General features: G+C 62.1%; 16 protein-coding genes. 11 read left to right on the plus strand and 5 right to left on the minus strand.

Annotation, left to right across the window (positions count from 1 at the left end):
• Positions 1 to 8 precede the first annotated feature (8 nt).
• Together MWU54_RS12170 and MWU54_RS12175 are read left to right on the plus strand one after the other, a co-directional pair.
• A complete protein-coding gene (locus tag MWU54_RS12170; RefSeq protein ID WP_247084060.1) occupies positions 9 to 2168 on the plus strand; it encodes a type I secretion system permease/ATPase in 2160 nt (719 codons plus the stop codon).
• Positions 2169 to 2170: 2 nt separating this feature from the next.
• A complete protein-coding gene (locus tag MWU54_RS12175) occupies positions 2171 to 3352 on the plus strand; it encodes an HlyD family efflux transporter periplasmic adaptor subunit (RefSeq protein WP_247083922.1) in 1182 nt (393 codons plus the stop codon).
• 353 nt (positions 3353 to 3705) lie between these two features.
• On the opposite strand, the gene dtd is transcribed toward MWU54_RS12175, so the two are convergent.
• Together dtd and MWU54_RS12185 are read right to left on the minus strand one after the other, a co-directional pair.
• Complete coding sequence (dtd, locus tag MWU54_RS12180; protein WP_247083924.1) at positions 3706 to 4149, minus strand: D-aminoacyl-tRNA deacylase; 444 nt, start codon at positions 4147 to 4149, stop codon at positions 3706 to 3708.
• Positions 4150 to 4151: 2 nt separating this feature from the next.
• The gene (locus tag MWU54_RS12185) at positions 4152 to 5114 is read right to left on the minus strand and encodes an acetyl-CoA carboxylase carboxyltransferase subunit alpha (protein WP_247083926.1); all 963 of its coding nucleotides are present in this window, start codon (positions 5112 to 5114) and stop codon (positions 4152 to 4154) included.
• A 131-nt stretch (positions 5115 to 5245) separates the two neighbouring features.
• Between MWU54_RS12185 and MWU54_RS12190 the strand changes: the two genes are divergently transcribed.
• Positions 5246 to 6091, plus strand: coding sequence for an AraC family transcriptional regulator (locus MWU54_RS12190; protein ID WP_247083928.1), 846 nt, complete (start codon positions 5246 to 5248; stop codon positions 6089 to 6091).
• Here MWU54_RS12190 and MWU54_RS12195 read toward each other — a convergent pair.
• Entirely contained in the window at positions 6080 to 6676 is a 597-nt protein-coding gene (locus tag MWU54_RS12195) for a LysE family translocator (RefSeq protein ID WP_247083929.1), read from the minus strand. The two genes, MWU54_RS12190 and MWU54_RS12195, sit on opposite strands and share 12 nt — an antisense overlap.
• Positions 6677 to 6750: 74 nt before the next feature.
• On the opposite strand from MWU54_RS12195, the gene MWU54_RS12200 reads away from it, so the two are divergent.
• Together MWU54_RS12200 and MWU54_RS12205 are read left to right on the plus strand one after the other, a co-directional pair.
• Entirely contained in the window at positions 6751 to 7203 is a 453-nt protein-coding gene (locus tag MWU54_RS12200; RefSeq protein WP_247083931.1) for an Lrp/AsnC family transcriptional regulator, read from the plus strand.
• Positions 7204 to 7273: 70 nt separating this feature from the next.
• A complete protein-coding gene (locus MWU54_RS12205) occupies positions 7274 to 7759 on the plus strand; it encodes a lytic transglycosylase domain-containing protein (protein WP_247083933.1) in 486 nt (161 codons plus the stop codon).
• Positions 7760 to 7914: 155 nt separating this feature from the next.
• Here MWU54_RS12205 and MWU54_RS12210 read toward each other — a convergent pair whose 3' ends face one another.
• Positions 7915 to 8877 carry an L-malyl-CoA/beta-methylmalyl-CoA lyase gene (locus MWU54_RS12210; RefSeq protein ID WP_247083935.1) on the minus strand — a complete coding sequence of 321 codons (963 nt, stop codon included), beginning with the start codon at positions 8875 to 8877 and terminating at the stop codon, positions 7915 to 7917.
• A gap of 283 nt (positions 8878 to 9160) precedes the next feature.
• Here MWU54_RS12210 and dgcN point away from each other — a divergent pair, with 283 nt between their 5' ends.
• On the plus strand, positions 9161 to 10165 hold the full coding sequence (gene dgcN / locus MWU54_RS12215) for an N-acetyltransferase DgcN (protein ID WP_247083937.1): 1005 nt from the start codon (positions 9161 to 9163) through the stop codon (positions 10163 to 10165).
• 63 nt (positions 10166 to 10228) lie between these two features.
• Positions 10229 to 11191, plus strand: a complete 963-nt coding sequence (gene dgcA / locus MWU54_RS12220; RefSeq protein ID WP_247083939.1) for an N-acetyl-D-Glu racemase DgcA — start codon at positions 10229 to 10231, stop codon at positions 11189 to 11191.
• A gap of 3 nt (positions 11192 to 11194) precedes the next feature.
• Here the strand turns inward: dgcA and MWU54_RS12225 are convergent, their stop codons facing one another.
• A complete protein-coding gene (locus MWU54_RS12225; protein WP_247083963.1) occupies positions 11195 to 12292 on the minus strand; it encodes a DUF5671 domain-containing protein in 1098 nt (365 codons plus the stop codon).
• 81 nt (positions 12293 to 12373) lie between these two features.
• On the opposite strand from MWU54_RS12225, the gene MWU54_RS12230 reads away from it, so the two are divergent.
• The 4 genes from MWU54_RS12230 to MWU54_RS12245 form a co-directional block, all read left to right on the plus strand.
• Positions 12374 to 13237: a D-amino-acid transaminase gene (locus MWU54_RS12230; RefSeq protein ID WP_247083971.1), complete on the plus strand. Its 864-nt coding sequence runs from the start codon at positions 12374 to 12376 to the stop codon at positions 13235 to 13237.
• 4 nt (positions 13238 to 13241) lie between these two features.
• On the plus strand, positions 13242 to 14447 hold the full coding sequence (locus MWU54_RS12235; RefSeq protein WP_247083973.1) for an FAD-binding oxidoreductase: 1206 nt from the start codon (positions 13242 to 13244) through the stop codon (positions 14445 to 14447).
• A 102-nt stretch (positions 14448 to 14549) separates the two neighbouring features.
• The gene (locus tag MWU54_RS12240; RefSeq protein WP_247083975.1) at positions 14550 to 15200 is read left to right on the plus strand and encodes a hypothetical protein; all 651 of its coding nucleotides are present in this window, start codon (positions 14550 to 14552) and stop codon (positions 15198 to 15200) included.
• 140 nt (positions 15201 to 15340) lie between these two features.
• Positions 15341 to 15435: GTP-binding protein (locus tag MWU54_RS12245; RefSeq protein WP_234988920.1), on the plus strand; the 95-nt coding region annotated here is incomplete at its 3' end.

Genomic DNA, 15435 nt, shown 5'->3' on the forward strand with positions numbered 1-15435 from the left:
TTCTGCGGATCGTACCTCAGGGTGCAAAGCCGGCGAACGAACCCAAGCGCGCGCCGCGCTATTCCGACCGTGTTGTGGCCCGGACGGAATTGATCCGCACTTATGCCGGGCGGCTGGGTCTGACGACCATCGCCGCCGATATCCAGGATGCGATCAACCTGCATCTGGATCCCGATGGGGCTGTCGGAGAGGACTCGCTTTTGGCCGGGGCCAAGGCCGCCGGGATGCTGGCGCAGGGCGTGCATGTGCAACGCCCCGAGCCCAAACACTGGCCCGCGATTGCCTTGATGACCAACGGGCAGGCGGTGCTGGTGCTGTCGCAGGACCGCATGACGCTGTCGATCTGGGACGAGTCCGCCCCGGACAAGACCGAACGCGTGGATGTTGCCGAATTTGCGCCATTCTATAGCGGCGTGCTGATCCGGGGCGAAGCGCCGGTTGAGGCGTTGGCCGACACCCATGCCGCCATGGATCGCAAATCCCATTGGTTTTGGGGCAGTTTCACGAATTACACGCGCCAGTTCGGCGAAGTCGCGGTTGGGTCTTTCGTGGCCAACCTGTTGGCCGTGTCCGTCGCGCTCTTTTCGCTTCAGGTTTATGACCGGGTGATCCCGCATCAATCCTCGGCCACGCTTTGGGTGCTGGCCATCGGGGCGGGCATGGCGCTGATGCTTGAGGCGTTCCTCAAGGTGGCGCGGTCCACCTTGCTGGATGGCGCGGGGCGACAGATCGAAACCGGGGTGCAGCAAACCTTGCTGAACCGGCTTTTGGGAATGCGCTCTGACGCGGCGGGGCGGTCTCCGTCCCAGTTGTTTGCGTCGATGCGCGAGTTTTCATCCGTGCGTGAATTCTTCACGGCGGGCACCGTCGGGGCCTTGGCCGACATTCCGTTTATCCTGCTTTTCCTGCTGATGGTGTGGTCCATCGCAGGCAGCGTAGTCTGGGTGCTGGTGATCGGGGCCGTGTTGATGGTCTTGCCGGGGTTCTTCCTGCAAAAGAAGATGATCCGCATCACGCAGGAAATGCAGGGTGCGTCGACCAAACAGTCACGTCTTTTGAACGAGGCGGTGACCGAACTGGACACGATCAAGACCCAGCGCGCCGAAGACCGGTTTGCGCGGTCCTGGGAAGAACTGACCTCGGTTCAGTCGCTTAAATCCTCAGAGCAGCGCCGACTGGCCGCAGCGCTGACATTCTGGAGCCAGGGGGTTCAGCAGGCGACCTATGTAGGCGCAGTGATTGCAGGGACGTATCTGGTGTTCGCGGGCGAATTTACCGTGGGGTCGATCATCGCGGTGGGCATCCTGACGTCCCGGACCCTTGCGCCGTTGACGCAATTGTCGGGCATCATGGCGCGCTGGGGCAACGTAAAAGCCGCGCTGGATGCGCTGGACGGTGTGGCCCAGCTTCCGCAGGACCGCGCCGAGAACCGCAAGTATCTGCGCCGCGAAAAGCTGGAAGGCCGGTTCGAGCTGCGCGAAGTGGCGTTCCGGTACGATGAAGACAGCCCAGCGGTGCTTGAGATCCCGAGCCTTGTGATCCAGCCGGGTCAGACCTTGGCGATCCTCGGGACCAACGGGTCCGGCAAGTCGACCTTGCTCAAACTGTTGTCCGGGCTTTATGCGCCGACCTCCGGGTCGATCCTGATCGACGGGACCGAGATGAACCAGATCGACATGCGCGACCTGCGCCGGTCGCTGGGCTATCTGGGTCAGGACGTGCGGCTGTTTCATGGCACGCTGCGGGACAACCTGAACCTCAACATGATGGAGCGCGATGACGACCGGCTGTTCGAAGCGCTGGATTTTGCCGGGTTGGGGCAGTTCGTGAAAAGCCATCCGCAGGGGCTTGATCTGGCGATCCGCGACGGGGGCGAAGGCCTGTCTGTCGGTCAGCGCCAGTCGATCGGCTGGGCGCGGCTGTGGCTGCAGGACCCGGATGTGTGTTTGCTGGACGAACCCACGGCGGCACTGGACCAGACGCTGGAGAAGACGCTGATCTCGCGGCTGGAAAGCTGGCTGGCCGACCGCACGGCAATCGTGGCGACGCACCGGGTTCCGATCCTGGCCATTGCCGACCGCACAAGCGTTCTGGCCAACGGGCGTCTTGTCGTGGACGGGCCGCGGGATCAGGTGCTCAATCATCTGCGCGCCGGGCAGGGGGCATAACCATGGCGGTGAGCACAACAGACCTGTCGGCACAGTTGGGCCGACGCCTGCGCGGGCCGTCCATGGTGATCTGGTTGTCCGGGGCAGCGGTGTGGCTGTTTATCATCTGGGCCGCCTATGCGTGGATCGACGAGATCGTGCGCGCGGATGGCGAGTTTATCTCGACATCCCGACCACAGATCATTCAAAACCTCGAAGGGGGTATCCTGGCCGAATTGCTGGTCAAGGAAGGCGACGAGGTGATGCGGGGCGATGTGCTGGCGCGGCTGTATGGCACGCAGTTCCGGTCATCGGTGGACGATCTGGAAGACCAGATCACCGCGCTCGATATTCGCCGTCTGCGGATCGAAGCCGAGATGGCCGGATTGGTGCAATTCGATGTGCCGCCGGACCTGCGGCAGCGCAGCCCGGAAATGGCGGCCTCTGAACAGGCGCTTCTGGCGGCGCGTCAGCTTGATTTCAACGCCCGCCATGACGGCGCACGCCGCGTTCTGGAACAGGCCGCGCGCGAAAACGAGTTGATGGAAGACCTGTTGGCCAAAAAGGTCGTGGCGCTGATCGAAGTGACCCGCACCCGCAAGGCGCTGGCCGATGCGCAGATCAAGATGGACGAGATCATCACCCAGACCGAACTTGCCCGCGCGCAGGAATATTCCGAGACGCTGAAAGAGCTTGCGACCTTGCGGCAGAACCTGCGGTCCTCGCAGGATCAGCTTGACCGTACGGTGCTGGTCAGCCCGATGCACGGCGTGGTCAACAAGCTCGGTGTGACAACGATTGGCGGCGTTGTGCGCCCCGGTGAAGAGATCCTGCAGATCATTCCGCTGGGCGAAGAGTTGTTTGTCGAGGCAAAGATCGCGCCGGAAAACATTGCCAATATCCGTCCGGGCCAGGAGGCGACGATCAAGCTGTCGGCCTATGATTTCACGATCTTCGGATCGCTGAAGGGACGGGTGGATGTGGTGTCGGCAGACACGTTCAAGGACCCGCGCCGCCCCGAGGCACCGGCGCATTACAAAGCCACGGTGCGCGTGGACAAGACATCGCTGACAGACCGTCAGCGCCACCTTGAAATCCGCCCCGGCATGCAAGCCACGGTCGAGTTGCACACCGGCGAAAAGACCGTGCTGCAATACCTGCTCAAGCCGCTTTACAAGTCCCGCGAGGCGTTCCGCGAACCATAAGGACTGGCCGGGCGAGGCCCGTCCAGACAGGATCAGCGCCTGACGGCGCGCGCCTTTGGTGAGGCGACGCCCGTGCCTGATGACCTGCGGTGTGGGACGTGTGGCGGGGCATATTTGGAAAAAGAAGAAAGACCAAACAGGTCCACCCCACCCGTGGCACCTTGTCGAGCGTGGCTCTTGGTCAACCGGTGGGTGGGGCGTCTCCTTTTACGGTCATCGGCATGCCTGCCTGTACCGCATCTTCAAGTCTCGGGCAGTTTGGTTAAGCAGATATGAAGATCGGGCGAGGCCCTTTGCATCTTCTTTTTCCCAATATGCACAAATGACGTGGACACAGTGGGGCCGGTCAAAGGTCAGCTGTCGGTGTCCATCCAGATGGTGACCGGCCCGTCATTGAGCAGCGCCACTTTCATATCCGCGCCGAACTGGCCTTTGGCGACGGGAATGCCTTGCGCCGCCATTTGGGTGGCGAAGTATTCATACAGCCGGTTGCCGTCCTCGGGTGCGGCGGCGGTTGAAAAGCCGGGGCGGTTGCCGCGGGATGTGTCGGCGGCAAGTGTGAACTGGCTCACCACCAAAGCGCGGCCGTCGATGTCCTTGACAGACCTGTTCATGCGGCCGTCGTCGTCTTTGAAAATGCGCAGCTTGGCGATCTTGGCGGCGAGTTTGTCGGCCTGTGCCTCGGTGTCGCCCTGCATGGCACAGATCAGGATCAGAAGGCCGGGGCCGATCTCGCCGATAGTTGTGCCGTCCACGGTTACCGAGGCCTGTGTCACGCGTTGGATCAGGGCCCGCATGGTTACGCCGCCAGGCCCTTGGAGCCGATGTCGAGGAATTTCTGTCGGCGTTGGGCGATCAGCTTTTTCGGTTTGGTGCCGGAGAGGTCTTTCAGCATCGCCCGGATGGCATGACCGACCGACCGGATGGTGTCCTGCCGTGCGCGGTGCGCGCCGCCCAGCGGTTCGGGGATCACCTGATCGGCCACGCCGAGGGTTTGCAGCTCTTGTGCGGTCAGGCGCAGGGCCTCGGCGGCTTCGCGCATCTTTTCGGCGTCTTTCCACAGGATCGACGCGCAGCCTTCGGGCGAGATCACCGAGTAGACCGAATGTTCCAGCATCGCCAGACGGTTCGCCGTGGCAAAGGCCACCGCGCCGCCCGAGCCGCCTTCGCCGATCACGACAGAGATCAGGGGTACGCCGATCTGCAGGCATTTTTCGGTGGAGCGGGCAATCGCCTCGGACTGTCCGCGTTCTTCGGCACCTTTGCCGGGATAGGCGCCGGGCGTGTCGACAAGGGTGATCACCGGCAGGCCGAACTTGTCGGCCATCTCCATCAGGCGCACGGCCTTGCGGTAGCCTTCGGGACGCGCCATGCCGAAATTGCGTTTCAGGCGGCTTTCGGTGTCGTGGCCTTTTTCGTGCCCGATCACCACGACGGGGGTGTCGTCGAAGCGGGCAAGCCCGCCCATGACCGCGTCGTCATCGGCAAAATTCCGGTCCCCGGCCAGCGGCGTGTATTCGGTGAACAGCGCATCGATGTAGTCTTTGCAATGCGGGCGATCCGGGTGGCGGGCGATCTGGCATTTCCGCCAGGGGGTCAGTTTCTTGTAGAGATCCTTGAGCAGCGCGTGGGCCTTGTCGTCGAGCGCCCGGGCTTCGTCCTCGATGTCCATCTCGTCATTGGTGCGGGCCATGGCGCGCAGTTCTTCGGCTTTGCCTTCGATCTCGGCCAGCGGTTTTTCAAAGTCGAGGTAGTTGGTCATCGGGCACCTGCCTGTTGTTCGTCGGTGATATATGGCCGGGGTGGCTGGATTTTGCAATCTGGTGGTCCCGGCAGTTTCGCAAGATTTGTCTCTCGGGTCCGGGGCAGGGTGGTCGCACGAAAGGACGGATGATGGCATTGATCAATTACGAAGCCCGGCTGCGCCGTGTGTTGCACCATATCTATGACAACCCTGCGGGCGATCTGTCATTGGATGCGCTGGCGGATGTCGCGGCGATGTCGCGGTTTCACTGGCACCGGGTGTTTGTTGCGATGACCGGCGAAACCTGCGCCCAGGCGGTGCGGCGCATCCGCGCTCATCGGGCCGCGCATTGGCTGATCCAGACCGATTGGCCCATCGCGCTGATTGCGGCGCGGTCCGGGCATCAAAACGCGCAAAGCTTTGCGCGGTCCTTTCGCACCCAATTCGGTGTCACGCCTGCGGTGTTCCGCGAGAGTGGCGTGCCCGGAGATTTTGAACTTTTGAGGAAAGGACATGTGACCATGGCAGATTTCGAGATCCGCGAGATGACAGAGACCCGGCTGTTTGGCCTGCCGCACCGGGGGGCGTATTCGGAGATCGGACAGGCGTTTCAACACGTGGCGGCCGTTTTTTCGGCGCGGGGTTTGTGGCCACAGGCGCGGGGGATGGTGGCGGTGTACCATTGCGATCCGTCTTCCATGCCCGAAGCTGACCTGCGTAGCCATGCCGGGGTGCGGGTCGACGAGGGTGTGGCGCTGCCGGACGGGCTTGAAGAGCTGCGTTTGGCGGGCGGGGCGCATGCGGTGTCGCGCTACAAGGGGCCCTATGCCGGGCTGCCTGCTGCGTGGGATGCGCTTTACGGCAAGGCGTTGCCGGCGTCAGGGCGGATGCCGGCCGACGGGCCGTCCTTCGAGGTGTATCTCAATGATCCGACCGACACCGCGCCGGAGGATTTGCTGACTGAGATCTGCGTGCCCTTGGCGTCAGGTCCATAGAACCGGGATCAGGGAGGCGACCAGAAGCGTTGCCATGCTCCAGTTGAACAGGCGCAAGCGGTTGGGGCGGTTCAGCAGGCGGCGGACCTGTTGACCGAGCAGCGTCCAGCTTGTGGTGGAGATGCAGCCCATCGCGACATAGCTTCCCGCCACCCAAAGGATCGCCGCGAGATCGCGCCCGGTTGCGTAAAGCGTGATGGCCCCCAGCGCCATCGACCAGGCCTTGGGGTTCACCCATTGGAAGGCGGCGGCCTGAAGGAATGTCAGCGGTGAGCTGCCGGTGTCCGGCGTGCCGTCCGGCGGCGCGGCGCGGGCGATTTTCCAGGCAAGCCACAGCATGTAGAAGACCGACAGCACCTTGAGGATCGTGTAGGAGGGTGGCCAGGCGTCAAATACCTGCATCACGCCAAGGCCCACCGGGACGATCATCATCGGAAAGCCAAGGCCAACCCCCAGCATATGCGGGATCGACCGGCGGAAGCCGAAATTCGCGCCGGAGGTCATCAACATGAGGTTGTTGGGGCCCGGCGTGATCACGGTGACAAGGGCAAAGCCCGCGAGTGCGAAGAGGAGGTCTGGAGTCATAAGTGGCATCATGTGCCAAGTGCTGCGCATTGGGATTGCGAAATATGTCGGAGATGCCGTAGCCTTTGCAACATATGAGTGATCTTGATCAAATTGACCGCCAGATATTGCACGTCTTGGCGCAGGACGGGCGGATCAGCAACCTCGCGCTGGCCGAGCGGGTTGGGTTGTCGCCCTCGGCCTGCCTGCGGCGCGTGAGTGCATTGGAACGGTCGGGTGTCATCACCGGGTACCGGGCTGTGCTGAGCCCGGAGAAAACCGGTATCGGGTTTGTGGCCTATGTCACTGTCGGTCTGAGCCAGCACACCAAGGCCGCGCAGGAAGCGTTCGAGCGGGCAATCTCGCGCAGTCCGGAGGTGCGGGAGTGTCACAACATCACCGGATCGGTTGAGTATTTGTTGCGGGTCGAGGCGGCGGATCTGGCTGCATACAAGCATTTTCACACCGAAGTGCTTGGGGTGTTGCCGCAGGTGAACGCGATTACGTCTTATGTCGTTATGGGCTCACCGAAGGATACGCGCGCCTGAACGTGCGGAGACTCGCCGATGGGGTTCGGGGCGCATTGTGTGTGCTGCGGGCCTGCGGCATGTCTTCGGGATGATGAAACTCTGTCGCCGCGCGTTTGTGATGTCCGGGTGTCTGGCTCTTGCGGGATGCGGTCGGACCCGTTTGGTGCGGCCGGGTACAGAGGAGCCACCCTATCCCAACGAGACGCCTGAATTGCGCCGGTTGATTGTTGCCGCAGCAGAGCGCAATGACGTGCCGGTGTCGCTGGTTCAGCGGGTTATCGTTCGGGAAAGCACCCATCGGCCCGCGGCGCGCAATGGCCCGTACTATGGATTGATGCAGATCTTGCCCGCCACGGCCCGGTCCATGGGGTTTCGGGGGCGGCCGTCCGCCCTTTTGGACGCAGAGACGAACCTGAAATACGCTGTACGGTATCTGCGCGGCGCGTGGTTGGTGTCGGATGGCGATGAGGCGACGGCGGTGAAGTGGTACGCGCGCGGCTATTATTTCGAAGCGAAGCGCCGTGGCCTGTTGGATGAAACCGGGGTGCATGGGCGCAAAGCCTGGCCGGATTGATTTCAAGAATTTATTAAACGCTTTCTGAAATTCTTCGTACGAAGAATTTCGGACCCCTCCAGTAAATTTTGGGGACGCGGTCGGTGCAGGGTGGCGCTTTAAGGACGCTGCGGCGCTGTTGCGCAATCCGCAGCGTCCAAGGTGGGCGGCGCAGTTTATTCGTTTGCGGCAATCATCTCTGCCTGGCGGACGATCACTTCGGCCTGTTTGATGGACGCGATATCAACCAAACGCCCCTTATAGACAGTTGCCCCTTCGCCATTTGCTTTTGCCGTTTCCATTGCGGCAAGGATTTCGCGCGCTTCGGTCACGGCGTCATCCGACGGGGTGAACACCTCGTTGGCCAGTGCGATTTGCTTGGGGTGGATTGCCCATTTGCCTACCATCCCGAGTGTCGCGGATCGGAGCGCCTGCGCGCGGAAGCCGTCATCGTCCGAGAAGTCGCCGAACGGACCATCGACTGGCAAAATGCCATGTGTGCGGCAGGCGGCAACAATTGCGGCTTGCGCCCAGTGCCAGGGATCGGACCAGTGTTTCTGGCCGTCGTGGAGCATGTAGTAGTTCTCCTGCGTGCCGCCGATGCCGGTGGTTTGCATGCCCATGGAGGCGGCGAAGTCGGCCGCGCCGAGGCTCATGGCCTCAAGGCGGGGGGACGCGGCTGCGATGTCTTCGACATGGGCGATGCCTGCGGCGGATTCGATGATCACTTCGAAGGCGATGGGCTTTTCGCGCCCCTTGGCCGTTTCAATGGCGGTCACCAATGCGTCGACGGCGTAGATGTCGCCCGCGCAGCCCACCTTTGGGATCATGATCTGGTCGAGGCGCGGTCCGGCCTGTTCCAGCAGATCCACAACATCCCGGTACCAATACGGCGTGTCGAGGCCGTTGATTCGGACCGATAGGGTCTTGGTGCCCCAATCAATGGTGTTGATCGCCTCGATGACGTTGGCGCGGGCGATGTCCTTGTCGGTTGGGGCCACGCTGTCTTCGAGATCGAGATTGATCACGTCCGCTGCCGAGGCCGCCATCTTTGCAAAAAGCTTGGTGTTCGATCCGGGGCCAAAGAGCTGGCAGCGGTTCGGGCGGGCAGGGGCAGTGGGTTGAATGCGGAAGGACATGAGCGCCTCTTGGTAAGGATATTTCGTTTTTCGTTACAATTGAGTTATGAAATTGCGCCGCTTTGCGCAAGCGCATTTTGCAGTTGCAGCATCGGCAGTGCAGCATGTGCGAGGGTCGGGGAGGTATTCTGCGCGTAGCTGTAGTTTCTGCGAAGAATCTTCGGGAAATTTTGAGTTCATTCGAAGATTTCACGCAGCCGGTCCGAAATGTGCAGAGAAACGGGAGAAATTCTTGAAATGGCGCTGCTAGTGTCGCGGGAAACCTGCAGACGGAGCACGCGCCATGATTCAGACCCCTTACCTGCTTTTCCTCGGAGACGCCCCGGACCAACTGGCTGCGAAAGTGGCGCAAGGGATCAAGGACTGGCGGCCGGAAAACGCTGTTGGCCAGTACCGGATGCCCGGCTGTGGCGCCGATATGGGTGTGGCGGACATGACGCTGGAAGAGGGGCTTGCTGCGGGCGCAAAGACGCTGGTGATTGGCGTGGCGAACCGGGGTGGCGTGATTTCCGACGAGTGGAAGAAGGTCCTGGTGGAAGCGCTGCAGCTTGGCTACGACGTGGCGGCGGGGCTGCACAACCTGCTGCGCAATGAAGACGAATTGCAGGCCGCGGCGCGGGTCAATGGGCGCACACTGTTTGATGTGCGTATCCCAAGCGTTGCCTATCCCATCGCAAACGGGAAGAAGCGCAGCGGCAAGCGGGTGCTGGCGATTGGTACCGATTGTTCCTGCGGCAAGATGTATACCGCGATGTCGATGGATGCCGAAATGGTCAAGCGCGGCTTGAAATCGGACTTCCGGGCGACGGGTCAGACCGGGATCCTGGTCACCGGCAAAGGCGTGCCCTTGGATGCGGTGATTGCCGATTTCATGGCCGGTGCGGTTGAATACCTGACGCCGGACAATGATGACGATCACTGGGATCATATCGAGGGGCAGGGCAGCCTGTTCCATGTGTCCTATTCCGGGGTCACCATGGCGTTGATCCATGGCGGGCAGCCGGATGCGCTGATCCTGTGCCACGAACCGACCCGCACCCATATGCGCGGTTTGCCCGATTACAGCCTGCCTTCGCTGGAACAGTTGCGCGACACGGCGTTGCCGTTGGCGCGGGTGGCGAACCCGAATTGCCAGGTGGCGGGTGTGTCTGTGAACACGAAAGCATTGCCGGAAGATGAAGCGCTGGCATTGTTGGCGGATATGGAGACACGTCTGGGCTTGCCGGCCACCGATCCGTTCCGGTTTGGTGCGGGCAAATTGGTGGACGCGCTGCTGGCGCTCGACTGATCCGCGTTTGGCGGGGCGGGTGTTGGCATATTTGGAAAAAGAAGATCCGGGGAAGGGCTGCGCATGATAGAGGTCAAGCGGGATGTGTTCAAGCTGGCGCAGGTGTTCACCATCTCACGCGGGTCGCGCACCGAAGCCAAGGTTCTGACGGTTCGGGTGACGCGGGACGGCGTAACGGGGTGGGGCGAATGTGTGCCCTATGCGCGGTACGGTGAAACGCTGGAGAGTGTTGAGGCGGAAATCCTTGGATTGCCGGAAGGCATTGACCGAACCGCCCTTCAGGAGGCCTTGCCGCCCGGGGCCGCCCGCAATGCGGTGGATTGTGCCTTGTGGGATCTGGAGGCCAAGGCGGCGGGCAAACGGGTGTGGGAGCTGGCAGGTTTGACGCAGCCCAAGCCCGAGATCACCGCCTACACCTTGTCGCTGGACACACCGGAAGGCATGCAGGCGCAGGCGGCGCAGAATGCGCATCGGCCATTGCTCAAGATCAAGCTGGGCACGCCGGATGACATGCCGCGACTCGAAGCGGTGCGCGCCGGGGCTCCGGCGTCAAAGATCATTGTGGATGCCAATGAAGGTTGGTCGGCGGAGGTCTATGCCGATCTTGCGCCGCATCTGCTGCGGCTGGGTGTGGCCTTGGTTGAGCAGCCCTTGCCTGCGGGTGAGGATGACGCGCTGGTGGGCATTGACCGCCCTGTGCCATTATGTGCCGATGAAAGCTGCCATGACCGGGCGTCTTTGCCCGGGTTGGCGGGCAAATATGACATGGTGAATATCAAGCTGGATAAAACCGGCGGGTTGACCGAAGCGTTGGCGCTGCGAGATGCGGCGCGTGCGGCGGGGTATGACCTCATGGTCGGCTGTATGGTGGGATCGTCGCTGGCCATGGCCCCGGCGGTTCTGTTGGCGCAGGGGGCTGCGGTGACGGATCTGGATGGACCGTTGCTGTTGGCCGAGGATCGGGACGTGCCGCTGGTGTTTGATGAGGCCGGGGTCCACCCGTCGAAGCCCGCGCTTTGGGGGTAGGCCCTAGTTGATATTGCGTTCCTGACACACCGTATTGCCGTCAATGCGCATGGCGGATGTGTAGATCGTGGCCGGGTCTTCGACGTCGATGCACAGGCTGAACCGGGTGTCGGTCACACGCGCATAGACGATGTCTGCCGCGAAGCCAGTCAGGCGCAGGGGCGCGTTGGCGCAGTCCATCGGGTCAAATTCACTTGGCAAGGGCGCGGTGAGGGCGGCGCATTGGCTCAGGTTGCTGCTCAGTGTGGACAGATCGCTGAGGCGGGCGCGGTCGCGCTGTTCCAGGCGGCCTTGGGCGGGGCCGCCGATCGTCATCAGGGTGAGACCAACAGCGATGATGGCGAGGGCGGTCAGGATCCAGCCTGCCGGGATCGAGGGCAGTGCCGCAAACCGGCTGCGATTGTCCTTGAAATAGGCCAGAACAATCAGCGCCATAAGCGCGACGGTGGCGGATTTCAGGGCAAAGCGCAGCGTCATCTGCCCGTCGAGCCAGCGATAGATCAGAAACAAGGCATCGGTCAGCAGCGCGATGACGGCGCAGAGCAACGCCAGTGCCGAGAGCCAGCGGCGCACGCCGGTGAACCTGCGGGCGGGATCGCCGCCGGTGGCGCGACGGTCAGAGCGGTCCAGCCACCAGAACACCGGCAAGAACACCACCAACGCCGCGATGGACCAGCGCAACCCGGCGACCTGGCCGCTGTAAATCCGTTCGGTGCTGTCGGGAAAGCGGATGTTGATCTGGCCGAACCACAGCACCAGCGCATTGCCGACAACCACACCGAAGACTATGAACAAGAGCGCGTAGAAAAACGCGTCGCGCGCCGAATTGGACCGGACCGGGCGCGGGATCGGGCCTGCGATGTCATCCGCAAGCCAGCCATCCAGCGCCGCGTTTACTTCGGTGTCGGCCCACCCGGCCTTGAGCAGGGCCGCTCGTGTGTCGTCCTGGGACAGGCCGCGTTGCAGGGCGTTGCGGACAAAATGGGACAGGTCTGGATCAATCGACATATCCCCATCCTGACGCGGGCGCGGGCGGTTGTCCAAGTGAAAGCAGACACGCGCCCGGCGGCGCGCGGAATTGCGCGGGGTGCGGGGCGACATTCGCTTGATCCTCTGCGCTGACTGGCTTTAGAACGACAGACGAAAAGCAACGGTATTTCCCCTGATCTGAGAGGCCCGCCCATGACCCGCACCGTATACGTGAACGGCGAGTATGTTCCCGAGCATGAGGCGAAGATCTCGATCTTCGACCGCGCCTTTCTGATGGCGGACGGGGTTTATGAAGTGACCTCGGTTCTGGGCGGTAAGCTGATCGATTTTGCGGGGCACGCGAAGCGGCTGGAGCGGTCTTTGAACGAGCTCGATATCAAGAAGCCTGCGGTCTATGACGACTTGCTGGACATTCACCGCGAGCTGGTGAAGGTCAACGAAATCGAGGACGGGCTGGTCTATCTGCAGATCACGCGCGGGTCTGATGGCGACCGGGATTTCGCGTTTCCGGATCGTGAGACGACGGAGCCAGGTGTGGTGCTCTTTACCCAGAACAAGCCCGGGCTGGCGCAAAGCCCTGCGGCCAAGACCGGGATCAAGGTGATCTCGATCGAGGATCAGCGCTGGGGACGGCGCGACATCAAGACGGTGCAATTGCTGTACCCGTCGATGGGCAAGATGATGGCCAAGAAGGCGGGTGCGGATGATGCCTGGATGGTGCAGGACGGCGCGGTGACCGAAGGCACCAGCAACAACGCCTATATCATCAAGGGCAACACGATCATCACGCGGGCGCTGTCGAATGACATTCTGCACGGGATCACCCGTGCCGCCGTGCTGCGTTTTGCCAAGGAAGCGCAGATGCAGGTGGAGGAGCGCAACTTTACCATCGACGAGGCGAAAGAGGCGGATGAGGCGTTTGTCACCTCGGCCTCGGCCTTTGTGATGCCGGTGGTCGAGATTGACGGTGTGGCGCTGGGCGATGGCACGCCGGGCGCGCGCGCGTTGCGGCTGCGCGAGATCTACCTTGAAGAAAGCCTGAAGGCCGCGATCTAGGGCCATGCCGTTCCAGTCGCCGGAGAAGGATCGCTATGACGTCGTGATTGTCGGAGGCGCAATCATGGGGTCGGCGGCTGCGTGGTTTCTGAGCGATAGCGACAGCTTTGACGGATCGGTTCTTGTCGTGGACCGGGACATGAGTTTTGCCCAAACCGCGACAGCGCATTCGACAAGCTGTATCCGCCAGCAGTTCTCGACCGACCTGAACGTGCGGATCAGCCAGTTCGGGGCGGATTTCGTCAAGAACATGCGGAGCTATATGGGGGGCGATGCGCGGGTGCCGGAATTAACCATCCGCAGCTTTGGCTACATGTACCTGGCCGATACCGAGGCGTTTGCCGAGGATCTGCGCGAGCGACATGCTGTGCAGGTCGCGGCGGGCGCGGCGACGCGGCTGATGTCGCGGGAGGAGATTGCCGAGGCGTACCCGTTCTACGCGCTGGACGACATCGTGCTTGGATCGATCAACACCGTGGACGAGGGCTATTACGACAGCATGGCCGTGTTCGAATGGATGCGGCGGCAGGCCCGTGATCGCGGTGTGTCCTATCTGGAAAACGAGGTGATGGACATCTCGGTCGTGGACAATCGCGTGGCGTCGGTCACGCTGGCAACAGGCGAAGTGATCGCCTGCGGGCATGTGGTAAATGCCTCGGGCCCGCGTGCGGCGCGCACGGCGGCGATGGCGGGTGTTGCGTTGCCGGTGGAGCCGCGCAAGCGGTATTCGTGGATCTTCACCGCCGAGACACCGCTGGACCGCGATCTTCCGCTGACGATTGATCCTTCGGGGTTGCACGTGCGGGAAAACGGTGGCGGCACCTATCAGGCGGGGGGGCATTTCGGTGCGGATGACGCGGTGGATTTTGACGATTTCGCCATGGATCACGCGTTGTGGGAAAACGAAGCCTGGCCGCTTTTGGCGACGCGCATTCCGCAGTTCGAAGCGGTGAAGCTGACCCATAGCTGGGCCGGACATTACGAGATGAACACGGTCGACTATAATGCCATTATCGGCCCGCATCCCGAAATCGGAAACCTGCTGTTCCTGAACGGCTTTTCCGGCCACGGCTTGCAGCAGGCCCCGGCGATGGGACGCGGGATTGCCGAATGGCTGAGCTTTGGCGCGTACCGGAGCCTTGATTTGTCGGCGTTTCATTTCGATCGGTTGCAGAATGACACGGCCCGGGTCGAACTGGCGGTGATCTGAAGCGTGCAGCGCGCGTGGAACAGCACGGACACACGCCCGTGCGTTGCGCCGGGCGGGTGGCTGCGCTAGACACGGAAAACCGCATAAAACCCGAGGGCCGCGATGCGCCGTTTCCTAGTTGCCTTGCCACTTGTCCTGTCTCTGGTCGCCTGCAATTCCACACGCGATCTGGAAGGACCGACGGACCCGCTGGGAGATTTCACGCTTGGTCATGTCGGGGTGGTTGCGCCAAATCTGCAAAAGCTCTTGGTGTCGCGCGACGCGACACAGGACGAGTGGATCGAGGCCATGACCGACTCTTTGAAAACGCGCTTTGGCCGGTTTGACGGGGACAAATTCTACCATCTGGGCATCAGCGTTGAAGCCTTTTCGCTGCCGCCCCCCATCATTCCAGGGAAATCTGCCGTGGCGATGAATGTCACGGTCTGGGACGACTCGGTGCAGGCCAAGCTGAATGAAGAGCCAAAGCAGATCCAGGTCATCAAGGTGTTCGAATCACGGATTTCCAAGAACCGGGATCAGCAGCTCAAGGGGCTTGCGGACGAAGCGGCGCGCCTGATCGAGGTGTGGATGCGCGAGATGCAGGAAAGTGACGGCTGGTTTGGTGGCACCGAAGCCAATGTCGGGGTTGTGGCCCCGGTTGCCCCGCAACCGGCCGAGGCTGCGCCGGACCAGCGCACCGGGGTTCAGGTGCCCGAAGACGTTGTTGCGATTACAAATTCTGCGGCAGCGCAGCCTGCGACATCGCCCTGAAACCCGATTTCCACAGGTTTGACGGCCCGGACGGCGCAATATGCCGCCTTTTCACTTGATTTTCCAAGCGCCCCGGCATAGATCGCCCGCGATGAAAACCGGGTCGGGTGGACCCCCCAATTCACGAGGCGTCTTTAAAGATGGGCAAGGAAAAGTTTGAGCGCGGCAAACCGCACTGCAACATTGGCACGATTGGTCACGTTGACCACGGCAAGACGACGCTGACGGCGGCGAT

Origin of the sequence: Marivita sp. S6314, from assembly GCF_023015985.1 — a bacterium.
Classification (GTDB): domain Bacteria; phylum Pseudomonadota; class Alphaproteobacteria; order Rhodobacterales; family Rhodobacteraceae; genus Marivita.